Genomic DNA, 23,544 nt, shown 5'->3' on the forward strand with positions numbered 1-23,544 from the left:
TTCGCTCGCAGTCAGCCGTCCCGGCGGTAATCCGCGGGGCGCACGCCCGTCCACTTTCTGAATGCGCGCCGGAATGCGCTCGGCTCCGCGAAGCCCAGCGCATCGGCGATCTGCGGGATCGTCTCCCGCGTATGCGCGAGACGCGCGATCGCGAGATCGCGTCGCAATGCGTCCTTGATCGTCTGATAGGTCAGCCCTTCCTGTTTCAGCCGCCGCCGCAGCGTGGCTTCGGCCATGTGCAGCGCGGCCGCGATACTTTCGGCTTCCGGCCAGTCCGTCGGCGCGGTTTGCCTGAGGCGCGTCCTGATGCGCGCCGCGAGCGAATCCGGATTGCGGTACTTCACGATGAAATTCGCCGGTGCATCGCGCAGGAAGCGCTTGAGCGTCGCGGGCGTCTGCACGACCGGAAGCGCGGCGCAGTCGGCCGCGAGGTCCACGAACGAGCGCGTCGCGTGAAATCGCAGGTCGTTGCAGAACATGAGGCGATATTCGTCGCTGTCGGCGGGCTCGGGGCAGCGCATGTGCGCGGCGAGCACCGGAACGCGCCGCCCGACCAGCCAGCACAGCAACCCGTAGACGAGAATGAAGCCCGTCGCGTAGGCGAACATCGTCTTGGGCGCGCCCTTGTCCGCGAGCCAGATGCGCACGCGCGTGCCGTCGATGTCGGGCTCGAAGCGCAGTTCGTCGAGCACGAGGCGCATGAAATTCGCGATGCGCGCGAGCGCCTGCGCGCCGTCGCGCGAGGAAAGCGCCGCGTGACACAGCAGCACGAAGCTGCCGCGCCGCATCGGGTGGGCATCCTGGCCGAAGAACTCGTCGTCGAGCGCGTCGGCGATGGCGTTCCACAGCTTGCCGTACTGCATCGGCGACACGCGCGCGCGCGGCGAATCGAGCGTCGCCGGCGCGATGCCGGCCGCGTCCAGCAAATGCTCGCGCGCGACGCCCCGCATCTCGGCGCATTGCAGCGCCGCTTCGACGAGACTCACGGAAATCGAGTCGCGCTCGATCTTCTTTTTGGGACTTGGGGTTGTCACTAGGTGGCCAAAGCGCTCAGTTAGCGTGATCGTTTTGGGCATCGGCTAACGTCCGGCGATTGCCTAGACTCGTGCTCAGACGGCCCATCCGCCCCTCATCGACCGGGCGAGCGGCGGCCAGAAAGTGTATCCGATCGATACGGCGCGCCGCTCCAGCCCCATTCACCGAATTCAGAACATGATCGACGCATTCCTCACCGAAGAGCAACGCATGATCCGCGACGCGGCTCGCCAGTTCGCCACCGAAGTCCTTGCGCCGAACGCGGGCCAGTGGGACAAGGACGGCGCCATCCCCGACGCGGTCGTGCGGCAACTGGGGGAACTCGGCCTGCTCGGCATGATCGTGCCGGCGGACCTCGGCGGCACCTTCAGCGACTACACCGCCTACGCGCTCGCCATGGAAGAGATCGCGGCCGGCTGCGCGTCGTGCGCGACGATGATGAGCGTGCACAACTCCGTCGGCTGCGGTCCGATCCTCGCCTACGGCACCGACGCACAGAAATCCGAATGGCTGCCGAAGCTCGCGAGCGGCGAGATCATCGGCGCTTTTTGTTTGACGGAACCGCAGGCGGGCTCCGAAGCGAACAACCTGCGCGTGCGCGCCATCGAGAAGGACGGCCAGTGGGTGCTATCGGGCAGCAAGCAGTTCGTGACCAACGGCAAGCGCGCGGGCGTCGCGATCGTCTTCGCCGTGACCGATCCCGATCAGGGCAAGCGCGGCATCTCCGCGTTCATCGTGCCGGCGAGCACGCCCGGCTTCAATGTGGGCGCGCCGGAGCACAAGCTCGGCATCCGCGCGTCGGATACGTGTCCGATCACCTTCGACGATTGCGCGATTCCCGCCGGCAATCTGCTCGGCAAGCGCGGCGAGGGGTTGAAGATCGCGTTGTCGAATCTGGAGGGCGGACGCATAGGCATCGCGGCGCAGGCGCTCGGCATCGCGCGCGCGGCCTTCGACGCGGCGCGCGCCTATGCGAAGGAGCGCGTGCAGTTCGGCAAGCCGATCCAGGAACATCAATCGGTCGCGAACATGCTCGCCGACATGCAGACGCAGATCAACGCCGCGCGCCTCTTGATCCATCACGCGGCGCGCATGCGCACGGAAGGCGTGCCGTGTCTGTCCGAGGCGTCGCAGGCGAAGCTGTATGCATCGGAGATGGCGGAGCGCGTGTGTTCGAACGCGATCCAGATTCACGGCGGCTACGGCTATCTGCAGGATTATCCGGTGGAGCGGCATTATCGCGATGCGCGCATCACGCAGATCTATGAAGGCACGAGCGAAGTGCAGCGGATGGTGATCGCGCGCAACGTTTGACAGGTGTTAAAAAAACGACCGGAGACGCAATGAACGAAGCCAGAGCCTTCCTCGAAGCACGAGACCTCCTGTTCGCCCATCGGACCGATTACGACACCGCGTATCGCGATTTCACATGGCCGTCGCTCGACCGCTTCAACTGGGCGCTCGATTATTTCGATCCGATGGCGCGCGGCAATGACGCGCCGGCGCTGCATATCGTGAACGAAAGCGGCGACGAGACGCGTCTGTCGTTCGCGCAGATGAGCGAGCGTTCGGCACGCGTCGCGAATCATCTGCGCGCGTTGAACGTGAAGCGCGGCGAGCGCATTTTGCTGATGCTGCCGAACCGCGTCGAGCTATGGGAAACGATGCTCGCCGCGATGAAGCTCGGTGCGATCGTCCTGCCCGCGACGACGCAGCTCGCGCCCGCCGACCTGCGCGACCGCGTGGCGCTCGGCGGCGTGCAGCACGTGATCGTCGATGCAGCCGAGACGCAAAAGTTCGACGGCATCGACGTGCCGGGCTTGCGCATCGCCGTGGGCGGCGCGAAGGACGGCTGGCTCGCGTATGACGCCGCGTACGAGGCATCGCACGAATTTGCTAAGGATGCCGAAACGAATGCGAGCGATCCGTATCTGCTGTACTTCACTTCGGGCACGACGTCGAAACCGAAGCTCGTCGCGCATACGCATCAGAGCTATCCGGTCGGGCATCTCTCGACGATGTACTGGATCGGCCTGCAGCCCGGCGACGTCCACTGGAACATCAGTTCGCCCGGCTGGGCAAAACATGCGTGGAGTTGCTTCTTCGCGCCGTGGAATGCGCAGGCGTGCGTGTTCATCTACAACTTCAGCCGCTTCGATGCGGCCCGCGCGCTCGATGTGCTCGTGAAGCACGAAGTCACGACGCTGTGCGCGCCGCCCACCGTATGGCGCATGCTCGTGCAGGAGCCGCTCGCGTCGTACGAGGTGAAGCTGCGCGAGATCGTCGGCGCGGGCGAGCCGCTGAATCCGGAAATCATCGAACGCGTGCAGCATGCGTGGGGCTTGCCGATTCGCGACGGCTACGGCCAGACCGAAACCACCGCGCAGATCGCCAACACGCCGGGCCAGCGGCTCGTGCCGGGTTCGATGGGCCGTCCGCTGCCGGGTTATCGCGTGGCCTTGCTCGATCCGGACGGCAATCCCGCGCAAGAGGGCGAGATCGCGCTCGCGCTCGATCCGCCGCCGCTCGGCCTGATGACCGGTTACGCCGATAATCCCAAGGCCACCGAGAACGCGATGCGCGGCGGCTTCTATCGCACGTCCGACGTCGCGGCGCGCGGCGCGGACGGCTATTTTGTCTACGTCGGCCGCGCGGACGACGTATTCAAGTCGTCGGACTATCGATTGAGCCCGTTCGAGCTGGAGAGCGTGTTGATCGAGCACGAGGCGATCGCGGAAGCGGCCGTCGTGCCGAGTCCCGACCCGCTGCGGCTGTCGGTGCCGAAGGCGTTCGTCATGCTGCGCCACGGCTATTCGGTCGGACCGGAACTCGCAAAGAGCGTGTTCGCGTTTTCGCGCGAACGGCTCGCGCCGTACAAGCGCATCCGGCGTCTCGAATTCGCGGAATTGCCGAAGACGATCTCCGGCAAGATTCGCCGCGTCGATCTGCGCAGACAGGAAATCGCGCGCACGCAGGACGGCGCACGCGGCGAGTTCGAGTTCTGGGAAGAGGATTTCCCGGAGCTGCGCCAGGCCGGCAAGCCCGACTAAATCAAGGAATCCCCACGATGATCGAAATCACCCGCGACGGCGCGACCGTCACGATTCGTCTCGCCCGTCCGCCAGCCAACGCGTTCACCGCCGAGGGTCTCGCGGCGTTGCAGGAAACCGTCGACGCCCTGAACCGCGATGCGCAAGTGCGCGCGATCGTCGTGACGGGCACGGGGCCGAAGTTCTTCAGCGCGGGCGCGGATCTCAACCAGTTCGCCGATGGCGACAAGGCTCACGCGCGCGTCGCGGCGCAGCGCTTCGGCGCGGCGTTCGAGGCGCTGCAGAACGCGCGCGCCGTGACCATCGCGGCGATCAACGGCTATGCGATGGGCGGCGGACTCGAATGCGCGCTCGCCTGCGATATCCGCATCGCCGAGGAACACGCGCAGATGGCGCTGCCGGAGGCGTCGGTCGGACTGCTGCCGTGCGGATGCGGCACGCAGACGCTGCCGTGGCTCGTCGGCGAGGGCTGGGCGAAGCGCATCATCCTGACGGGCGAGCGCGTGGATGCGCAGACCGCGTTGCGCATCGGTCTGGTCGAGGAAGTGGTCGCGAGCGGCGGCGCGTATGACGCCGCGCTGAAGATCGCGGCGCGCGTCGCATCGATGAGCCCGGATGCGGTCGCCCATTCGAAGCCGCTGATCCACGCCGCGCGCGAGGGCATGCCGCGCCGCGCGGCGCTGGCGCTGGAGCGCGAGCGTTTCGTCGATCTCTTCGATGGCGCGAATCAGCGCGAAGGCGTCGCCGCGTTTCTCGAAAAGCGCAAGCCGCGATGGAGCGCGTCATGAGCACGCAAGGACATTGCCGTGAAGCGCCGGAAGTCGCCTTCGAGGTCGTGAACCGCGTGGCGATCGTCACGCTCGACCGGCCGCAAGCATTGAACGCGCTGTCGCACGGCATGATCGCGCTGCTCGCCGATATCCTCGCGCGGTGCGCGGAAGACGTTTCCATCGCCGCGGTCGTCTTGCGCGGCGCGGGCGACAAGGCGTTCTGCGCGGGCGGCGATGTGCGCGAGCTCTATCACGCGGCGCGCAACGATCCGCGTCACGAGACGCCGTGGCTGAATTTTTTTATCGACGAATATCGGCTCGATTTCACGGTGCATCGCTTTGCGAAGCCGGTGATCGCGCTGATGGACGGCATCGTGATGGGCGGCGGCATGGGGCTCGCGCAAGGCGCCGCGCTGCGCATCGCGACCGAGCGCACACGCATGGCGATGCCGGAGACGCGCATCGGACTCCTGCCCGATGTCGGCGCGACCCACTTTTTGCGCGTGCTGCCGCGCGAACTCGCGCTCTACATCGGGCTGACCGGGGCGCGTCTTTCGGGCGCGGATGCGAAAAGCGCCCGCCTCGCGGACGAATGCGTGCCGTCGGCGTGGCTGCGCGGTTTCGTCGAACGTCTCGAAAAGATCCGCTGGGACGATACGCAGGATGCGATGACCCAACTGAAGCGTGTATTCGTGCCGAGCGCGAACCTCGAACGTCACGCGCCGCTCGACGATATCCGCGCGCAGATCAGGCGCCACTTCGCCGTATGCGCGACGGGCGGCGTGGAGCGCATCGCCGCATCGCTCGCGACGGACGAATCGGACTGGGCGCGCACGACGCTCGCTTTGCTCGAAAGCCACTCGCCGACGATGCTCGAAGTGACCTGGCACGCGCTGGCGCGCGGCCGCCAGATGTCGCTGGCGGACTGTTTCCGCATGGAGCTGGGCGTCGTGTATCGCGCGATCGACGACGGCGATTTCATCGAGGGCGTGCGTGCGCTCATCATCGACAAGGACGAGCGGCCGCGTTTCGCGCCGACGACGCTCGCGCAGGTTCGAGCCGAGCGCGTGCAGCACTTCCTGTGTTCTCCGTGGCGCAGGGAGATGCATCCGCTCGCGGACTTGTGAGCATGCTCTCCTGACGGAATTCGCAAGAAAATGTTTCTGCGGCGAACCGTCGAATTGTCCGCTGGTCGAATGGGGCCTTATCGATCATCGGACAATTCAAGAGGAGGAACCGACCATGCCGAACCGTAAGACACGGATCGCGCTTCTGTCGGCCGGCATCGCATTCGCGTTGGTCGCGCCGGCTGCATCGTACGCACAACTCAATCTTCAGCAGTTCGGCTTCGGCAGCGGCAAGGCAGACGTTGCGAGCGGCTCGAACAACGCACAACCTTCGGCGCTTTCGTCGGTCGTGCAGAGCTATGTCGGCGCAAACCAGCAGGTGCTCTCGGGGCAATCGAGCCTCGCCTCGGCAATGGGCATGTCGAGTGTCGCGAGCCAGGCGCGATCGGCGGCGGGTTTGCTGTCGGGCGCATCGGGCGGCAGCGGCGTGCCGAGCACGAGCGTGCTGTCGCAACTCGGCGGCACGCAGCAGAGCGTGTCGCAATCGTTGATGCATGCGTTCTCGAACGGCTCTGCCGCGCCGGCGACGGCCGCGAGTAAGAAAACCTTCAGCGAGGGTCTCGCATCGCTCGGGCAGGGCGTGAAGCAGTACGCCGGCCTGCAATCGAATCTCGGCTCGGTGACGAATTCGATGAACATGTCGTCGCTGATGCAGGCCGGTTCAAACCCGGCGACCGCGCAGGCGGCGAGCTATATCGCGCAATCGGCGCCGGGACAGATGCAGTCCCTCGTGCAGACGCTCACGCAAGCCGTGCAATACGCGAAGACCAATGGAATTTCGGTGCCATCGATCGCGGCAGCGGCGCTCGGCAGCGCGCAGTGATGTGATGTGAAGCGGCGATCACGCACGCAAAAACAAAGCGGCGCGGCTCACGATCGAGCCGCGCCGCATTTTTTTAATGCGGATTATTGGGTTCAATAGCCGGCTGCCTGGCGCATCGCGAGACGCTTGAGCACGGGCAGCGATTGCCGCGGGCGCGACCGGGGCGACGACGGCGGGAGGAACGAGATATCGGCGACGTCGACGAGTTGTTCCATGTCCGGGTCCGCGTCGAACACTTCGAGCGCGGGCGGTTCGACCGGCTCCGCTTCGACGTGCTCCGGTGTATCGACGCAAATGCCGAGCGAGTGGCGCACGTCGACGCCGCGGAAGTGCACCTTGTATCCGGCATCGGCCAGCAGGCGCTCGCGGGATTTCCAGAACTCGACCCCGGACGGCGTCATGGGATGCATCGATACATATTCGATCACGATCTCATAGCCCCGAACCTTTGGATAATTCAAAAGCAATTTGCCTGAACGAACATAGCCGATGTAGCGGTCGATTTTTTTCGTGAGCAAATTCTGATGCTCTCGTTCATCGCGCCAGTCGAGATCATCGAAGAGCCCGACATAAACGCGTCTGAAGAGAATATTCACTCCGATGTAATCGATGGCGTCCACGTCACGCAAAGACATGGTCAATCCCCTACGCCCTCAAACGGGCAAATAACAAAGGATTGCATTGTAGCGGATATGTCTCGCCGGATTATCGTGAAACACCGTATTAACTGGGATAAAATCTCATTTTCGTAAGAATCTTAATTCGCTCTTTAAGCGCAATCTGATTGGCGCTAAAAAATACAACAAAACTTGAATATATTTATCGATCAGGTCTGCCTTCTCGATGCATCCGCGAGATCCCGTGTGGAGGTGGCTTTCGCGAGTTCTTCGTTGCTCATCGCTTCGACTTGCGGAAGCGGCGGCTGCTCGTTGATCCACGCGTTCAAAACCGTCGACGTCACCGCGAGGATCACCGGACCAATGAACAATCCGACTATTCCGAACGCGAACATGCCGCCGAGCACGCCGGAGAGAATCAGCAGCATCGAGAGATTCACGCCGCGTTTGATGAGGATCGGCCGAAGGAAATTGTCGAGCATCGCGATCATGATCGACCAGACCAGCAGCAGCGATGCGGCGACCTGCGAGCCGTGCCAGAAAAGCCATGCGACGCCGCCGAGCAGCGGCAGCAGCGGGCCGATCTGCGCGAGGCACAGCATCAGCATGACCGCGGTGATGATGCCCGCGGCGGGCACGCCCGCGAGCGCGAGCCCGATGCCGCCGAGCGCCGATTGCGTCACCGCCGTCACGACGATGCCGAGCGCCACCGCGCGGATCGCGAGGCCGGCGAGCTTGACGGCTTCGGCGCCGCGCTGCGCAGCGATGCGCGTGCCGAAACGCACGACGAAGCGGCCCGCCGCCTCGCCGTTCATGTACAGAATGCCCGAGATGATGATGGTGATCACCATGTGCATGACGAATACGCCGACGACCGCCGCGTGCGAAAGCATCCAGCGCGCGGCGATCGTTACATAGGGCTCGAGTTTCGCGAGCAGGCCGCCGGGGCCGGCGTCGGAAAGCGACTGCCATTCCCGCGCGACACGCGCGCCCGCGACCGGCACGTCGTGCACCCATCCCGGCGGCGGCGGCAGCGCGTAGCTCGGCAGGCTCTTGATCGCGGCCATGATCTCGCCGCCATGCAATGCGAGCGTCGAGATCGCTTCGTAGAGCGGCAGCACGATGACGACGAGGAGCATCAGCAGCATCACGGTCGTCGCGATCCATCGGCGGTTGCCGCAGCGGCGCTGCACGCCGAGCATCAGCGGCCAGGTCGCGACGACGATCGTCGTGGCCCAGATGAGGCCCGGCAGGAACGGGCGCAACACGTAGAGACTGCCTACCGTGAGCGCGGCCAGGATCGTGATGACGAGCAGAATGCGGGCGATATCCACCGGCTGGCGGGGATTCGGATTCGGTTGCCCGTTGGATGGGATTGGCATGATGCGTCCGATAAAGGTGATGGCCGAAGCGGTGCCCGGGTCCGGGCATGGCGCGCAACGAGCAATGAACGAGCGATAAGCGAAAGCCCGCGATCCTGCAAGCCGCTTCCGTCGCGACGGGGCGTAATCATAACGGCACGCCAATCCATACTACTAAATTCCGTCGCATGCCTCTGGCTGAAACGCGGCTCGCCGGATGCATCGCGGATCGGGCGAAGTAACTTCACGAATTCTGGCAATGCGTATTTAAATCGCCCATTCTTTTTTGCGGGCGCAGAAGAGAGCACGCAATGTTCCGCCGCGCATAACGAGGACCATACAAGAACGATTTGGGCGACTGACATGGCCGGTTTTTCCCGTACCTCGCTCGTTCCGCTCATTGTTGCCTTCGGTGCTTTCGGGATCGTGACATCGCCGGGAATCGAAGCCGCCGAGGAAATCCAGAACGCCAACACGACGCAGGCCGCGCCGGTTCCGAGTTCGTTGCGACCCGTCTCGCAACAACAACTCGACGGCGCCGCGGGCGACAGCGCGTCCTGGCAGCACTCGAACGGATCGTACGCCGAAACGCGCTACGCGAGCGCGACGCAGATCAACACGTCGAACGTTGCGAAGCTCAAGCCCGCTTTCATCTTCCAGACTGCGGTGATGGAGTCGATGGAGACCGCGCCGATCGTCTCGAACGGCGTGATGTTCCTCACCACGTCCTACATCCATGTCTACGCGATCGACGCCGTGACCGGCAAGGAATTCTGGCATTACAAGGACAAGATGGGTCCGGTCACGACCTTCTGCTGCGGTCCGAACAATCGCGGCGTGGCGATTTCGGGCAACCGGCTTTTCATGGGCACGCTGGATTCGAAGCTCGTCGCGCTCGACGCGAAGACCGGCAACGTGTTGTGGTCGACGCAGATCGCCGATCCGGAGGAAGGCTATTCGGAGACGATGGCGCCCGTCGTCGTCGAAGACAAGGTGCTGATCGGCACGAACGGCGGCGAGTACGGCATACGCGGCTTCGTGAAGGCGTTCGACGCGAACTCCGAATCTGACGGACGCGGACATCGAGAATCTGGCGAACTACATCGCGAACCTGCAATAACGCACGAAGGCGCCGATAACGATGACAAAAACCCTTCGCTTGCTGGCTTTCACCGTGTCGCTGACGTGCGCGAGCGCGATCGCTGATGCGCAGCAGGATGCCTACACGCTCAACGAGCGCCTGCTTTTGGCCACGCGCGAAGGCGATCAGGCGGCGGTCACGCGCCTGCTCGACGCGGGCGTCGACGTGAACGCGGCCTATCGCAATCACCTGACGGCGCTGATGTGGGCGGCGGGCTACGATCAGGAAGCGACCGCGTCGATGCTGCTTGCACGCGGCGCGAAGCGCGATCTGCGCGACGATCGCGGCATGACGGCGAAGGATATCGCCGAGCAGACGCATTCGATGCGCGTCGTGGCGTTGCTGTCGAAAGGCTGAGTCTCACGCTCTCAGTATTCGCGATCCGAAGCGTTGCGCGCCGCCATCCGGGAAGAGCGTCGCGCCGACGCGCTGCGGATCGATGCCGAAGGTCTCGCCCGCCGCGCTCGCGATGACGGCATCGAGCCCGATCGTCGGCTTCAGATCGCGCGCCTGATACAGCGACGCCTTCGCGAGCCCCGGCCAGTCCGCGAGCACGCGCCCGCCCGCCACCGCGCCGCCGACGATCATCGCCGCCGAGGCGGTCCCGTGATCCGTGCCGCCCGTGCCGTTCGCCGCGGCGGTCCGGCCGAACTCGGTGGCGACGAGCACCGTGGTGTTCGACCAGTGAGCGCCCAGTCCGTCGCGCAGCGCGGCGAGCATCGTGTCGAGCGCCTTCAGTTGCGTGGCGAGGCGCGGATTCTGCGCGCTGTGGGTGTCCCAGCCGCCGGTTTCGATCATCGCGATGCGCGGTCCGTCGGGCCTCGCGAGAAACCCCGCCGCGAGCTTGCCGAGGCTCGCCGGGTCCTGACGCGCGCGCGCGTCGGCGGCGAGGCCGCGCGCCTGCATCGCGGCGTCCCAGAGCGGATGAAGCTGCGCATCGCCCGCATAGAGCTGCGACACGCGCGTGATCAGATCGTCGGGCGCCTGCGGCAATGACGACGGCGCGTACGACGTCACCTCGGCCGAGCCGCGCAGCGCGAGCGGCACGGTCGGCGCGAACGCGACAGCATCGGCGCGCGGTGACGGCAGCATCGACAGAAGCCGGTTCATCCAGCCGTCCTTTAGCCGATACGGCGCGTTGCCGCCGGTTTCGAGCACGTTCTGGCCGTCGAAGTGCGAACGCTCGCGATACGGCGACGCCACTGCGTGCACGAAGAGCGCCTCCTTGCCGGCATACATTTGCGCGACTTGTTGCATCGACGGATGCAGCGCGAATGTGCCGTCGAGCCGGGTCGCCGCCGATGCATCGATCGCGAGCGGGCCGCGCAGCGCCGCGTAAGCGGGATCGCCGTAAGGCACGACGATGTTCAGCCCGTCCGCCGCCCCGCGCTGAATCACGAAGACGAAGCGGCGGTCGGTTTCGGCGGAGGCGAACACGAGTTGCGGCGCGACGAGCATCGCGCCGGCGCTCGCGCCCGCGCACCATAGGAATCGGCGACGCGTCAGCATGGATTCATCTCCTCAGGAAATCGGGCGACACGAGCAGCAGCGCGAGCGCGGTCGGTGCGCTTTCCGCGCGGGCGACGGCGCTCGCGGTCGCTTCGGACAACGAGCCTGCGAGCAGTTGCGGGCCGAGCGCGCGGGCGTCGAGCGTGTCGCCGGCGGATTGACCGAAGCGGGACGCGAAGCGCTGGGCGAGCTCGACGCGGCGCACGAGCGCATCGGGCGCGGCCCAGCTCGCGGCGACGTCGTCGTAACCGGCGGGCGAGCCGGGTCGCCACACTTGCTGGCCGAGTTGCGTCATGAGCGGCGCGGCGCGCATGCCTTGCAGGTCGGTGCGGCCGAGCCCGCGCAGCGACGACACCGTCCAGTCCCACGGCGTCTTGAACTTGGCGGGCGCGCTTTGCCACGCTTCGGGTGCTTCGACGAGCGCGCGATACATCGAAGGCAGATCGCCGCCCGTATCGGCGAAAACGTTCGCGAGCCGGTCGACGAGCGCGGGCGGCGGCGCATCCGCGACGAAGTGGCGCGCGAGCTTGTCCGCCACATGACGCGCGGTCGCGCGCGACGCCGCCAGATCGTGCAGCACGGCGAGCGGCTGGGCTTCGTCCGCCTGCGCGTACTGCTTGCCCATCACGGTGCGCGTGCCCGGTTCGTGCAGACGCGGACGAAAGACGAACGCGCCGGGCGGCGTCGGATCATTCGGATTGCTTGCCGCGTTCGCCGTCATCGCGCCGAGACTCCAGCCGGTGAGGGCGCGCGCGAACTCGGTCACGTCGGCCTGCGTGTAGCCGCTGCGCACGCCGAGCGTATGCAGTTCCATGATCTCGCGCGCGAGGTTCTCGTTGAGGCCGCGCTTGTTGTCGGGATTTTTCATCGCGGCGCGCGCGGCCGCGGGACTGTCGGGGCCGACCGAGCGCGCCTGATCCAGAAAGATCTGCATCGCCGGATGCCGCTCGGCCGCGATCAGCATGTCCTCGAAGCGCCCGAGCACATGCGGGCGGATCGCCTCGTTCTCGAACGAGCCCGCGAGCATCGCGACGGGCGGCTTTTCGATCGACACGGCGAAATGGTTCGCCCAGAAATGCACGAGGCGTTCGATGAAAGGCGTGCTCGTCGTGAGCGCGCTCGTCACGCGCGCATCGACGGCATCGCGGTACGCGTCGCGAATCTGCTCGCCGTATTGCTTGCGCACGGCGGGCTTGTCGGCATCGCTCGCGTCGCGCAGTGCGCGCTGGCGCTCGGCGAAGCGTGCGGCCAGCGCGGCGCTCGAAGGCTGGCCGCCGAGCGCGGGCGGCACCGGCCGATACGCACTCCCGCGCGGGTCGGCTTGCTCGATGAGCCAGCCGCGCGGATCGGCGGGCAACGGCTCGCCGGGACGTGCGCCGAGCCCGAAGCGATTCACCGCGATGGCGGCAGGCGAAAGTTGCGGCGCGATGGCCATGACATGCTCCGGAATGCTCGATGCGGGTTAAACGTGCGCGGCCGGGAAATCCGTCGCTCTCATCGCTGTGGGCGCTCGTCGGGCGGCACGGCGCGCAGCGGACCGTAGCGCTCCATCGCGCCGACGAGCTTGAGCCGCTCGTCGGACGTGAGCGTCGACGCAAAGTCCGCGACCGTGCCTTCGATGCGCGCCCGCAAGGCGACATCGGCTTCGCGCGTGCGGGCGAGCGCATCGTCGAGCGCCTTGCGGTCGAAGTCTCGCGCCGCGAGGATATGCGCGAGATCGATGCGCCCGTCGCGCGCGTCGCGGATCAGCGGCAGGCTTTGGCGCCGCGTCTGCCGCAATGCGTCGCGCAGCTGGCGCTGGCGCTCGGCGGAGAGATCGGCGGCGGCGAAGCGAATGCCGCGTTGCTGCGCGGCGTCCGCGCGCTGATGCGCGAACAGGCGATAAGCGCCGCCGGCGATCGATCCGATCAGAAACACATTCAGCACGAGCGACACCGCCGCGAGCGTCTTCAGCGTGCGTGGACTCATTGATCGCTCCAGTCGGAAGGGGCGCCGCCGAAAGCCGTGCCCGAATAGGATTGCTCGAACCAGCCGCCGTGCGCGTTGTCGCCCGGCGCGGGCGCGGGTGCAAGCAGCGAAACCAGCAGCACGCCCGCCGCGACGCCCGCCGCGCCCGCGCCGACGAAGCCCACGCCCGAAAACCAGATGCGCGGGCGTCGCCAGAAGGCGCGGGCGGGATGCGTCGGCGCCGAATCGACGATGCGCCGCACGAGCGCCGGGCCCGGCGCGGCGACGGCGTGGGCGTCGAGCAGGCCGTCGAGCGCGCGGGCTTCGGCGAGCGCGGCGAGCGCCCCGGCGTCTTGCGCGTCGACGAGCGCGAGCGCCGCGTCGCGTTCGTGCGCGGGCCAGCGCGCCGGCGACGCGCCGTAGGCCTCGGTGATCTGGCGGAATCGTTCGGGTGTCATCGATCATCCTTCGGGGCGTCGAGCGCGGCTCTGAGATTGCGGCGCGCGCGGGCGAGCAGGCTTTCGAGCGCTTCTACACTGATGCCCATCAACGCCGCCGCTTCCGCGTTCGGCAATTCCTGGTAGTACTGCAGCACGAGCGCTTCGCGCTGGCGCGCGGGCAGCGTCGCGAGCGCCTTCTGAATCCGCTCGCTGGCGTGAGCCGCCGCGAGTCGCTCGTCGGGAAGCGGGGCGAGATCGGGCTGCTCGGGCAGTTCGTCGGACATCGTCGTCTCACGATGGCGGCGCAGGCGGTCATAGCACAGATTGAGCGTCACACGATGCAGCCACGTATCGAAGCGCGCCTCGCCGCGCCGCCATTTGGGCGCGATCTTCCAGATGCGCAGAAAGGCTTCCTGAGCCACGTCGTCGGCCTCGTCGCGATCGCCGAGCATACGCGACGCGAGCGCGACGATGCGCGGGAGCTTGCGCGCGACGATCTCGCGGACGGCCCCCGGTTCCCGATTGCCGACGCGGGCAACGAGCGCGGTATCCGGATCTTCTTCTTCGTTCAATGTGATGTCGGGTTTCGTGGCGCATGCCGGACTGCCCGGGCGACGGGCGCATTCTCGCTCTGGTCCGCATCCTCGGTAAACGGCGACCGGCCCGCGATGGTGGACCGGATGCGCCGGATGCACGACGCATCCGGCGAGCGACGCCCTCGGCATGATGGGCCACTTCGGTTCGACCGTGGCGCGGCGCGCGCTTACGCCCAGTGGCCTTCGACCCAGCGCCAGTTCGGCCCGTGCTGCACCCAGTGGCCCGGAATCCAGCGGTACCCTGCATGCACCGGACGCCAGTGGCCCGGCGCCCAGACATAGCCGCCGTGGCCGTAGCGCCAGTGACCCGGATCCCACGCATAGCCCGCGCGCGGCGGCGGCGGCGGCTCGACGCGCGGCGGCGGCGGCGCGGACGGCGCGACGATGATCGCCTGTGCGTTTGCAGGGCCGCTGTGCAACGCGGCGAACGAAACCGCGAGGACCGGCGCGAGCACGGCGGCCGAAAGCGCCGCGCGCAGCGGCGAATGTGTTTTTCTCATGATGTGTCCCGTCGATTCAGGTTGCGACGAGAACTTGAACGGGGTGACGGGCGCATTTCCGTCGCTGCGCGGATGCGGATTTTGTAACGAGGTTTTACGCCGATGTCTTCAGGCGAACGCATCGATGCCGTCGACGAGCCGTTTGGCGAGGCGCGGCTGCCGCAGCTGTTCTGTCCACCATTGCAGCGCGCGGCCTTCGTGATCGCCGCGCCACGCGACATACAGCACATTCGGTTCGCGCGGATCGGCGGTGTCTTTCTCGACGAGCTCGCCGCGCGCGAGCAGCGCCTGCACGCGATGCCGCGGCACCCAGCCCGTGCCGAGCCCCTGGCGCTGCGCGAGGATTTTCGCGCGCATCGTCGGCACGGCGAACGCGGCCTGGCCGCCGAGCACGCCGTAGGCACGCCCCGCCGAGCGCGAGGAATCCGCGACGACGACCGCCCGATGCGCTGCGATCTGCTCGCGCTTCAGCGGCCCGCTCACGTTCGCGAGCGGATGGCGCGGCGACACGGCGAATACCCATTGCATCACGCCGAGCTCGAACCAGCGCAGGCCGGGAATCGCGGGCGGCTCGTTGGTGGCGCCGACGATCAGATCCGCGCGGCCGTCGCGCAACGCTTCCCACGTGCCGCTCAGCACTTCGTGCGTGATGCGCAGCGCGACCCCGGAATCGAGCGCATCGAACGCCTGCACGACCGGCAGCAACGTCTCGAATTCGAGGATTTCGTCGCAGACGACCCATAGCCGGTCTTCCCAGCCGCTCGCGATCTGCTTCACGCGCTGCGCGAGCCGCGAGACGTCGAGCATCAGGCGCGACGCTTCGTCGGCGAGAAGATGCCCGGCGGGCGTCAGTTGCAATCGATAGCGCCGCCGGTCGAAGAGCAGCGCGTCGAAGCGCGTTTCCAGTTGCCGCGCGGCATGCGACACGGTGGACGGCGCCTTGTTGAGGCGCGCCGCCGCGCGCGACAGGCTGCCCGTTTCGCGGATTGCGTCGAGCAGCGCGAGTTCTTCCTCTGACAACATGTTCGACTCCATCGAACGAGTTCATCGTCCGGATCGTACGGCAAAAGCGCTGCGGCGGTCCAACATGAGGGTCATCGGACAAACCAAACCTTCGATGGAGCTGAACGATGAAACCCGTCCTGCATACCCTTCGCCGCGTCGCCGGCGTGCTTCTTGCCGCCGCCGCGCTGCAACCGGCCGCGCATGCCGCGAACGCGCCGCGCGCGCCGCAACCGGCCGCCGCCGCGAGCGCGATCCAGTCCCGCACGATCGATGCGAACGGCGTCGCGCTGCACTATCTGCAAGCCGGACATGGCGACGCGACGCCCGTCGTCCTGCTGCACGGCTACACGGAAACGAGCCGCATGTGGCAACCGCTGATGACGCGTCTCGCGGGCGAGCGCGTCGTGATCGCGCCCGACCTGCCGGGCGCGGGCGGCTCGGCGATGCCCGTTTCAGGCTACGACAAGAAAACGCTCGCGCAAGACATACACGCAATGGTGCGCGCGCTCGGCTATCGCAAGGTGAAGCTCGTCGGGCATGACATCGGATTGATGGTCGCGTATGCGTATGCGGCCCAATATCCCGACGAAGTCGAAAGCGTCGTGCTGATGGATGCGTTTCTGCCCGGCGTCGGCGACTGGCAGAAGGTCTGGCTGTTGCGCGACAAGTGGCATTTCAACTTCTACGGCGACACGCCGGAGAAGCTCGTGCGCGGTCGCGAGCGTATCTTCTTCGAGCACTTCTGGAACGACTTCGCCGCCGATGCCGCGCATTCGGTGAGCGAAGCCGATCGCCGCTACTATTCGGCGCAATACGCACGCGATGGCCGCATGCGCGCGGGCTTCGAATATTTCCACACGTTCACGCAGGACGCGGACGATTTCGCCGTCTTCGCAAAAACGCCGCTGCCGATGCCGATGCTCGTCCTCGCCGGGGAGCGCGCGTCGGGCACGTTCCTGATCGATCAGGCGAAACTCGTCGCGACGAACGTGCAGGGCGTGGTCGTCCCGGGCGCGGGTCACTGGCTGATGGAAGAAGCGCCGGATGCGACGATGGCGCAACTCGTGCGCTTCATCGACGCGCCTTCATCGAACTGACATGAAGCGATGCCGTGGCGCGGGCCTTGCGCGGCGGCATTCAAGGAGAATCGAAATGGGACTTCTCGTCGACGGAAAATGGCAGGACAAGTGGTACGACACTTCATCCACGGGCGGACGCTTCGTGCGAAAGGACGCTGCGTTTCGCAACTGGGTGACGCCGGACGGCGCGCCGGGACCGAGCGGAGCGGGCGGCTTCAAGGCCGAGGCAGGGCGCTATCACCTCTATGTGAGCCTCGCGTGCCCGTGGGCGCATCGCACGCTCATCATGCGCGCGCTGAAGGGGCTGGAAGGGATGATCGACGTATCGGTCGTGAACTGGCTGATGCTCGAAAACGGCTGGACCTTCGATGACGCTCCGGGCGTCGTGCCCGACAAGGTCAACGGCGCGCGCTATCTGCATCAGGTCTACACCGCCGCCGATCCGCATTATTCCGGCCGCGTGACCGTGCCGATTCTCTGGGACAAGCAGCGCGGGACGATCGTCAACAACGAATCGTCGGAAATCATCCGGATGCTGAACTCCGCGTTCGACGGCATCGGCGCGAAAGCGGGCGATTACTATCCGCGCGCGCTGCGCGACGAGATCGACGCGCTCAACGCGCGCATCTACGACGCGGTCAACAACGGCGTCTACAAGGCGGGCTTCGCGACGACGCAAGCCGCGTACGAGGAAGCGGTGACGCCGCTCTTCGACACGCTCGACTTCCTCGAAGCGCGCCTCGACACGCGCCGCTATCTCACGGGCGATGGATTCACCGAAGCCGACATCCGCCTCTTCACCACGCTCGTGCGATTTGACGCGGTGTATGTCGGCCACTTCAAATGCAACCTGCGGCGCATCGTGGATTATCCGAATCTCTCGAAGTTCACGCGCGAGATCTACCGGATGCCGGGCGTCGCCGCGACGGTGAACTTCGGGCACATCAAGCGGCATTACTACGAGAGCCATCGGACGATCAATCCGACGGGCATCGTGCCCGCCGGACCGCTGCTCGATTTCGATGCGGCTCAGTCGTATTGATACACGCCGCGCTTCGTCTTGCGGCCGAGCCGTCCCGCCGAGACGAGTTCGCGCAGGAGCGGGCAGGCGCGGTACTTCGAATCGCCGAAGTCCTTGAGGAACACGTCCATTACCGAGAGGCACACGTCGAGACCGATCAGGTCCGCGAGCGCGAGCGGTCCGATCGGATGATTGGCGCCGAGCTTCATGCCCGCGTCGATTTCCTCCGGGCTCGCGACGCCTTCATAGAGCACGAAGAACGCTTCGTTGATCATCGGCACGAGAATGCGGTTGACGACGAAGCCCGGCGAGTTGCGCACGCCGATCGGCGATTTGTCGAGCTTCTCGGTGAGCTCGCGCACGGCGGAGGCGGTCTCGTCGCTCGTCTGCACGCCGCGAATCACTTCGACGAGTTGCAGCAGCGGCACCGGATTGAAGAAATGCATGCCGATGAAGCGCTCGGGCGTGGCGAGCGTCGCGGCGAGCGCGGTGATGGAGATCGACGACGTGTTCGACGCGATGATCGCATCGGCGCGCGCCGCGCCCTCGATCTGTTTCAGGATGCGGTTCTTGAGCTCGGCGTTCTCGGTCGCGGCTTCGATCACGATGTCGGCTTCGGTGAGACGCGCGTAATCGGTCGACGTTTCGATGCGTTTCAATGCCGCATCGCGCGCCGATGCTTCCAGCTTGTCCTTTGACACGAGCCGCTCGAGGCTGCCCGTGAGGGTGGCGATGCCCTTCGCGAGCGCGGCGTCGGTGACGTCGATCAGCACGACCTTGAAGCCCGCGACGGCCGCGACCTGCGCGATGCCGTTGCCCATGGTTCCCGCACCGACGATGCCGACGGTCTGAATCTTCATGCTTTTGCTCCTCCTCAATCTGCGCCGGCGCGTGCGGCCGGCAAACCGGAAATGGTCGAAAGCGCGCGAGGCGCGTCCAGGGATCGATTCTAACCAGCGGCGCAGGCCGCGGCGTTACCCGAAAGCCGTCAAATCCTTCGGGGCGATGCCGTTTGCATGACAGAAAGCAGCATAACGGTCCCAGCCGCTCTTCCAGTTTTCGGCGGCGAGCACGCGGCCGTCGTCGTTCACGAAAAGCAGTTCGCCCTGAATGATATTGAGCGTGACGATGTCCGCGCCGCCGGCATCCGATGGCAGCGCCTCCGGCGTGTGGCTCGACCCCGCCGTCTCGTACACGATGCTGCCCGGCTCCGCGATCCAGTCGTGCTCCTGATATTTCCACCGCCCCGCGACCGTGTAGACGATCACGGTTCCCGTATGACGATGGCGCGGCATCTGGCCTTTCGCCGGCGCCTTCATGAGCGCGATGACCTCGCCGCGAATCGGGTCGAGCTTGAAATACTTGACGAGCACGCGCTCGCTGTACGGCGTGAACGGCACCCACGGCAGGTCGGCGTCGTTGAGGCATGTAGTCTGGATCTGTTCGAACAGCATGGTGTCGCCTCCTGGCATTCAGCAGTGCATTGTAAGCAGCGCGGCGCGCGACGAACATTGGCCGAACGGACGACCCCTGTCGTCCAAGCCGGATCGCGCGGTATCTGCTATCGTCCCGCCATGCCGACCATCATTACCGTTTCCAATCTGTCCAAGACCTACGGGTCGGGCTTCCGCGCGCTCCGGAACGTGAATCTGGAGATCCGGCGCGGTGAAATTTTCGCGCTGCTCGGGCCCAACGGGGCGGGCAAGACGACGTTGATCAGCACCGTTTGCGGCATTGTCAATCCGAGCGAGGGCAAAGTGACCGTCGCCGGTCACGATATCGTCTCGGACTATCGCGCCGCGCGCGCGATGATCGGCCTCGTGCCGCAGGAACTCACCACCGACGCCTTCGAAACCGTCTGGGCGACCGTATCGTTCAGCCGAGGTCTCTTCGGCCGGCCGAAGAATCCGGCGTACGTCGAGAAGGTGCTGAAATCCCTCTCGCTCTGGGCCAAGAAGGACAACAAGATCATGACGCTCTCGGGCGGCATGAAACGGCGCGTGCTGATCGCGAAGGCGCTCGCGCACGAGCCCGAGATTCTCTTTCTCGACGAGCCCACCGCGGGCGTCGACGTCGAACTGCGCCGCGACATGTGGAACCTCGTGCGCGAGTTGCAGTCCGGCGGCGTGACCATCATCCTGACGACGCATTACATCGAGGAAGCGGAGGAGATGGCAGACCGCATCGGCGTCATCAATCACGGCGAGATCGTGCTCGTCGAGGAAAAGCACGAGTTGATGCGCAAGCTCGGGCAGAAGAAGCTCACGCTGCAGCTCGAGCATCCGCTCGCGGAAGTTCCCGCGCCGCTCGAGCCTTACGGCCTCGCGCGCTCGGCGGACGGCGGCGAGCTCACCTACACGTATGACGCGCACGACGAGCCGGGCCGCATCATCGCGCTGTTGCGCCACGTCGACGAAGCCGGCGTGCGTTTCAAGGATCTGCAAACGACGCAAAGCTCGCTCGAAGACATCTTCGTGAGCCTCGTCAGGGAAGCCAAATGAATCTATACGCCGTTCGCGCGATCTATCGTTTCGAGATGGCGCGCGCCGGGCGCACGCTGATGCAGAGCATCGTGTCGCCCGTCATTTCCACGTCGCTGTATTTCGTCGTGTTCGGCGCGGCCATCGGCTCGCGCATTCCGGAAGTCGACGGCATCAGCTACGGCGCGTTCATCGTGCCGGGCCTCGTGATGTTGTCGCTGCTCACGCAGAGCATCGCGAATGCGTCGTTCGGCATCTATTTCCCTAAGTTCACGGGCACGATCTACGAACTGTTGTCCGCGCCGGTGTCGTACTTCGAGCTCGTCGTGAGCTACGTGGGCGCGGCCGCGACCAAATCCGTCATCCTCGGCCTGATCATTCTTCTGACCGCGCGCCTGTTCGTGCCGCTGAGAATCGATCACCCCGTCTGGATGATCGTCTTCCTGCTGCTCACGTCGGTGACGTTCAGTCTGCTCGGGTTCATCATCGGCATCTGGGCGGACGGCTTCGAGAAACTGCAGATCATTCCACTGCTGATTGTCACGCCGCTCACGTTTCTCGGCGGCAGCTTCTATTCGATCAATATCCTGCCGCCGTTCTGGAAGACCGTCGCGCTGTTCAATCCGGTCGTCTATCTGATCAGCGGCTTCCGGTGGAGCTTCTACGGACTCGCCGATGTCCAGGTCGGCGTGAGTTTCGGCATGACGCTGGTGTTTCTGGCGGTATTCATCGGGATCGTCGCGTGGATCTTCAAGACCGGATACCGACTCAAATCGTAGCGTCGCCCGATGGCGCGGATAAGGACATGAGAGCGTTCAGCGGATGAAAATCATGAAACGCACGAAGCGCAATTTGCTCGGTGCGATGGCCGCTGCGTTCGCGGGCGGCGCGGGCCATCCGGCGCCCGCCAGATCGTACGAGATCGACCACAGCAGCGCCGACTGGCGCCGCCGTCTGTCCTCCGAGCAATTCCGCGTGCTCAGGCGCGGCGGCACCGAGCCGCCGTTCGCGAGTCCGCTGCTCAAGGAGCGCCGTGACGGCACATACGCGTGCGCGGGATGTGGGCTCGCGCTGTTCTCGTCGGCGACGAAATTCGACAGCGGCACCGGCTGGCCGAGCTTCTGGAAGCCCGTCGATGGCGCGGTCGCGATGCACGCGGACGCGACCGGCCACATGCGCAACGAGGTGCATTGCCGGCGCTGCGGCGGGCATCTCGGTCACGTCTTCGACGATGGCCCGAAGCCCACCGGCCTGCGCTACTGCATGAACGGCGCGGCGCTCGACTTTCTGCACGACGAAGCCTGACATCGCGCACTCAACCACCATTTTCGCGACCGTCCCATGAACGCACCCGAACTCAAGCTCGATCCCGCGAAAACGGCGCTCGTGCTGATCGATTTGCAGGCAGGAATCGCCGCCTTGCCCGTGCAGCCTCACGATGCCGCGAGCGTGCTCGCCAACGCGCGTGCGCTCGCCGATCGCTTTCGGGCGCTGGGCGCTCCGGTCGTGCTCGTCAAGGTGGCGTTTCCGAACGCCCCCGGCGGGCTGCGCCCGGTCACCGACGCGGGTCAGGCGCAGGAAGCGCCGGAGCCTGCGGGCTGGAGCGAGCTATGCGCGGAGTTGGGCATGCAGGCGTCGGACATCGTCGTCATCAAGCGGCAGTGGGGCGCGTTCTACAACACGGATCTCGATTCGCATTTGCGCCGGCGCGGCGTCGGCACGATCGTGCTGGGCGGCATCGCGACGGCGATCGGCGTGGATTCGACCGCGCGCGGCGCGCATGAGCGCGGCTATCAGCAGGTTTTCGTCGAGGACGCGATGAGCGATCTGAACGCCGACACGCACGAATCGACCTGCCGTTACATCTTTCCGCGCATCGGCCGGGTCCGTTCGACGCAGCAGGTGCTGGCGGCGCTGGCATAGCGGCGCGCGTCGCCTATCCTGTAGCGTACGTCCGATATCGACGGACGCCAGAGGTGCGGTGATGGCGGACATTCCGAAAGTTGCGATCGCGTGTCAGGGCGGCGGCAGCCATGCGGCGTTCGCCGCGGGCGTGTTCGACCGGCTGCTGAGCGGTGAATTCATCAACCGGTTCGAACTCGTGGCGCTGTCCGGAACATCGGGCGGCGCGATGTGCAGCGCGCTCGTCTGGGCCGGCCTGCTCCTGGGCGGCCCGCCCGACGCGAGGCGTCGCCTCGCCGGCTTCTGGAAGGATCTGGAAGCGCGCGACGGGCCGGATATCGTCGCCAATGCGATCGGCACGTGGTACGCGCGGCTGCCGATCAATGCCGAAATCAGCCCGTATCTCTATCCGCCGGTCGCGGAGGAGCGCCTGCGCGAACTGCTAGGGGAGCATCTGCCGTTCGCGTCGCTGCCGGCCGATCCGAAGCGGCGCGCGCAGCCCACGCTCCTCGTCGGCGCGACCGACGTGCGCACCGGCGATCGCGTGATTTTTCCCGGCGACACGCTGAATCAGGATCAACTGGTCGCATCGGCCGCGGTGCCGCCGCTGTATCGCGCGGTCGCGGCCGATGGCCGCATGTGCTGGGACGGACTCTTCAGCAGCAATCCCCCGGTGCGCGAGTTCACCGACTTCGCGCTCGACCTGCGGCCCGACGAGATCTGGGTCGTGCAGATCAATCCACAATATCGTCGCGAACTGCCCGAATCGATGAACGAGATCATCGACCGGCGCAACGAGCTTTCCGGCAATCTCGCGTTGGGGCAGGAGCTTTACTTCACGACGCGCGTGAACGAGTGGCTCGCGGCGGACACATCGCTCGCGAAGCGCTACAAGCCGATCAAGGTTCGCGTCGTGCAGATGCACCTCGATGCAAAGGACTATCCCGGGCCGCTCGATTATGCGTCGAAACTCGATCGCAATCCGGCGCTGATTCACGCGCTGATCCGCAAGGGGCGGGAGCGCGCGGAATGGTTTTTCGATGAGCGTTCGGACTGGCCGAGGGAAGGCACGGCGCCGCACAAGAGCGTTTATACGTCGATGCCGGCGGCGGTATCGGGAAAGCCGTAGCGTCGTCGCAGA

Annotated in this window: 25 protein-coding genes and 1 pseudogene; 14 read left to right on the forward strand and 12 right to left on the reverse strand. The window is 65.9% G+C overall.

Annotated elements, in window-relative coordinates:
* Nucleotides 1-11: 11 nt before the first annotated feature.
* Nucleotides 12-1,034 carry an AraC family transcriptional regulator gene (locus U4Y90_RS05095; protein WP_321792878.1) on the reverse strand — a complete coding sequence of 341 codons (1,023 nt, stop codon included), beginning with the start codon at nucleotides 1,032-1,034 and terminating at the stop codon, nucleotides 12-14.
* A 181-nt stretch (nucleotides 1,035-1,215) separates the two neighbouring features.
* Here U4Y90_RS05095 and U4Y90_RS05100 point away from each other — a divergent pair, with 181 nt between their 5' ends.
* From U4Y90_RS05100 to U4Y90_RS05120, 5 genes are all read left to right on the forward strand, one after another.
* Nucleotides 1,216-2,349 carry an acyl-CoA dehydrogenase family protein gene (locus U4Y90_RS05100; RefSeq protein WP_321793434.1) on the forward strand — a complete coding sequence of 378 codons (1,134 nt, stop codon included), beginning with the start codon at nucleotides 1,216-1,218 and terminating at the stop codon, nucleotides 2,347-2,349.
* Nucleotides 2,350-2,378: 29 nt separating this feature from the next.
* The gene (locus U4Y90_RS05105; RefSeq protein WP_321792880.1) at nucleotides 2,379-4,085 is read left to right on the forward strand and encodes an AMP-binding protein; all 1,707 of its coding nucleotides are present in this window, start codon (nucleotides 2,379-2,381) and stop codon (nucleotides 4,083-4,085) included.
* Nucleotides 4,086-4,102: 17 nt separating this feature from the next.
* Complete coding sequence (locus tag U4Y90_RS05110; protein ID WP_321792882.1) at nucleotides 4,103-4,873, forward strand: enoyl-CoA hydratase; 771 nt, start codon at nucleotides 4,103-4,105, stop codon at nucleotides 4,871-4,873.
* Nucleotides 4,870-5,982, forward strand: coding sequence for an enoyl-CoA hydratase/isomerase family protein (locus U4Y90_RS05115; RefSeq protein ID WP_321792884.1), 1,113 nt, complete (start codon nucleotides 4,870-4,872; stop codon nucleotides 5,980-5,982). Before U4Y90_RS05110 ends, U4Y90_RS05115 begins: the two co-directional genes overlap by 4 nt.
* Before the next feature lie 115 nt (nucleotides 5,983-6,097).
* On the forward strand, nucleotides 6,098-6,805 hold the full coding sequence (locus tag U4Y90_RS05120; protein ID WP_321792886.1) for a hypothetical protein: 708 nt from the start codon (nucleotides 6,098-6,100) through the stop codon (nucleotides 6,803-6,805).
* A gap of 92 nt (nucleotides 6,806-6,897) precedes the next feature.
* Here U4Y90_RS05120 and U4Y90_RS05125 read toward each other — a convergent pair whose 3' ends face one another.
* Nucleotides 6,898-7,440, reverse strand: coding sequence for a DUF6572 domain-containing protein (locus U4Y90_RS05125; RefSeq protein ID WP_321792888.1), 543 nt, complete (start codon nucleotides 7,438-7,440; stop codon nucleotides 6,898-6,900).
* Nucleotides 7,441-7,631: 191 nt separating this feature from the next.
* Nucleotides 7,632-8,804: an AI-2E family transporter YdiK gene (gene ydiK / locus U4Y90_RS05130; protein ID WP_321792890.1), complete on the reverse strand. Its 1,173-nt coding sequence runs from the start codon at nucleotides 8,802-8,804 to the stop codon at nucleotides 7,632-7,634.
* Nucleotides 8,805-9,146: 342 nt separating this feature from the next.
* Between ydiK and U4Y90_RS05135 the strand changes: the two are divergent.
* Nucleotides 9,147-9,845: pseudogene (locus U4Y90_RS05135) on the forward strand (PQQ-binding-like beta-propeller repeat protein); the annotation flags it as partial.
* A 79-nt stretch (nucleotides 9,846-9,924) separates the two neighbouring features.
* Entirely contained in the window at nucleotides 9,925-10,281 is a 357-nt protein-coding gene (locus U4Y90_RS05140; RefSeq protein WP_321792892.1) for an ankyrin repeat domain-containing protein, read from the forward strand.
* Nucleotides 10,282-10,284: 3 nt separating this feature from the next.
* On the opposite strand, the gene U4Y90_RS05145 is transcribed toward U4Y90_RS05140, so the two are convergent.
* The 7 genes from U4Y90_RS05145 to U4Y90_RS05175 all read right to left on the reverse strand — a co-directional run bounded on the left by U4Y90_RS05145 (nucleotide 10,285) and on the right by U4Y90_RS05175 (nucleotide 15,939).
* Entirely contained in the window at nucleotides 10,285-11,433 is a 1,149-nt protein-coding gene (locus U4Y90_RS05145) for a DUF1501 domain-containing protein (protein WP_321792893.1), read from the reverse strand.
* Between the two features lie 4 nt (nucleotides 11,434-11,437).
* Entirely contained in the window at nucleotides 11,438-12,868 is a 1,431-nt protein-coding gene (locus U4Y90_RS05150) for a DUF1800 domain-containing protein (RefSeq protein ID WP_321792895.1), read from the reverse strand.
* Between the two features lie 59 nt (nucleotides 12,869-12,927).
* Nucleotides 12,928-13,401 carry a periplasmic heavy metal sensor gene (locus U4Y90_RS05155; protein WP_321792896.1) on the reverse strand — a complete coding sequence of 158 codons (474 nt, stop codon included), beginning with the start codon at nucleotides 13,399-13,401 and terminating at the stop codon, nucleotides 12,928-12,930.
* Complete coding sequence (locus U4Y90_RS05160) at nucleotides 13,398-13,838, reverse strand: hypothetical protein (RefSeq protein WP_321792897.1); 441 nt, start codon at nucleotides 13,836-13,838, stop codon at nucleotides 13,398-13,400. The genes U4Y90_RS05155 and U4Y90_RS05160 overlap by 4 nt, the downstream gene beginning before the upstream one ends.
* A complete protein-coding gene (locus U4Y90_RS05165; protein WP_415749294.1) occupies nucleotides 13,835-14,392 on the reverse strand; it encodes an RNA polymerase sigma factor in 558 nt (185 codons plus the stop codon). The genes U4Y90_RS05160 and U4Y90_RS05165 overlap by 4 nt, the downstream gene beginning before the upstream one ends.
* Nucleotides 14,393-14,583: 191 nt before the next feature.
* Nucleotides 14,584-14,916, reverse strand: coding sequence for a YXWGXW repeat-containing protein (locus U4Y90_RS05170; protein ID WP_321792898.1), 333 nt, complete (start codon nucleotides 14,914-14,916; stop codon nucleotides 14,584-14,586).
* A gap of 108 nt (nucleotides 14,917-15,024) precedes the next feature.
* Nucleotides 15,025-15,939, reverse strand: coding sequence for a LysR family transcriptional regulator (locus U4Y90_RS05175; RefSeq protein ID WP_321792900.1), 915 nt, complete (start codon nucleotides 15,937-15,939; stop codon nucleotides 15,025-15,027).
* A gap of 107 nt (nucleotides 15,940-16,046) precedes the next feature.
* Between U4Y90_RS05175 and U4Y90_RS05180 the strand changes: the two genes are divergently transcribed.
* Both U4Y90_RS05180 and U4Y90_RS05185 read left to right on the forward strand, forming a co-directional pair.
* Entirely contained in the window at nucleotides 16,047-17,018 is a 972-nt protein-coding gene (locus U4Y90_RS05180; protein WP_321792902.1) for an alpha/beta hydrolase, read from the forward strand.
* Nucleotides 17,019-17,073: 55 nt separating this feature from the next.
* A complete protein-coding gene (locus U4Y90_RS05185) occupies nucleotides 17,074-18,042 on the forward strand; it encodes a glutathione S-transferase family protein (RefSeq protein ID WP_321792904.1) in 969 nt (322 codons plus the stop codon).
* On the opposite strand, the gene U4Y90_RS05190 is transcribed toward U4Y90_RS05185, so the two are convergent.
* Together U4Y90_RS05190 and U4Y90_RS05195 are read right to left on the reverse strand one after the other, a co-directional pair.
* Complete coding sequence (locus tag U4Y90_RS05190; RefSeq protein ID WP_321792906.1) at nucleotides 18,030-18,881, reverse strand: 3-hydroxybutyryl-CoA dehydrogenase; 852 nt, start codon at nucleotides 18,879-18,881, stop codon at nucleotides 18,030-18,032. The genes U4Y90_RS05185 and U4Y90_RS05190 overlap by 13 nt on opposite strands.
* Before the next feature lie 114 nt (nucleotides 18,882-18,995).
* The gene (locus U4Y90_RS05195) at nucleotides 18,996-19,475 is read right to left on the reverse strand and encodes a 2,4'-dihydroxyacetophenone dioxygenase family protein (RefSeq protein ID WP_321792907.1); all 480 of its coding nucleotides are present in this window, start codon (nucleotides 19,473-19,475) and stop codon (nucleotides 18,996-18,998) included.
* Between the two features lie 120 nt (nucleotides 19,476-19,595).
* Between U4Y90_RS05195 and U4Y90_RS05200 the strand changes: the two genes are divergently transcribed.
* The 5 genes from U4Y90_RS05200 (at nucleotide 19,596) to U4Y90_RS05220 (ending at nucleotide 23,532) form a co-directional block, all read left to right on the forward strand.
* Nucleotides 19,596-20,522, forward strand: a complete 927-nt coding sequence (locus U4Y90_RS05200) for an ABC transporter ATP-binding protein (protein ID WP_321792909.1) — start codon at nucleotides 19,596-19,598, stop codon at nucleotides 20,520-20,522.
* Nucleotides 20,519-21,280 (forward strand): ABC transporter permease, encoded by a 762-nt coding sequence (locus U4Y90_RS05205; protein ID WP_321792911.1) that lies wholly within the window; start codon nucleotides 20,519-20,521, stop codon nucleotides 21,278-21,280. The genes U4Y90_RS05200 and U4Y90_RS05205 overlap by 4 nt, the downstream gene beginning before the upstream one ends.
* Before the next feature lie 43 nt (nucleotides 21,281-21,323).
* Nucleotides 21,324-21,806 carry a peptide-methionine (R)-S-oxide reductase MsrB gene (gene msrB, locus U4Y90_RS05210; protein WP_321792913.1) on the forward strand — a complete coding sequence of 161 codons (483 nt, stop codon included), beginning with the start codon at nucleotides 21,324-21,326 and terminating at the stop codon, nucleotides 21,804-21,806.
* A gap of 36 nt (nucleotides 21,807-21,842) precedes the next feature.
* A complete protein-coding gene (locus U4Y90_RS05215; RefSeq protein ID WP_321792915.1) occupies nucleotides 21,843-22,424 on the forward strand; it encodes a hydrolase in 582 nt (193 codons plus the stop codon).
* A gap of 61 nt (nucleotides 22,425-22,485) precedes the next feature.
* Nucleotides 22,486-23,532 carry a patatin-like phospholipase family protein gene (locus tag U4Y90_RS05220; protein ID WP_321792917.1) on the forward strand — a complete coding sequence of 349 codons (1,047 nt, stop codon included), beginning with the start codon at nucleotides 22,486-22,488 and terminating at the stop codon, nucleotides 23,530-23,532.
* The last annotated feature ends 12 nt before the right edge of the window (nucleotides 23,533-23,544 follow it).

It is taken from the genome of Caballeronia sp. J97 (genome assembly GCF_905220305.1).
In the GTDB taxonomy this organism is placed as follows: domain Bacteria; phylum Pseudomonadota; class Gammaproteobacteria; order Burkholderiales; family Burkholderiaceae; genus Caballeronia.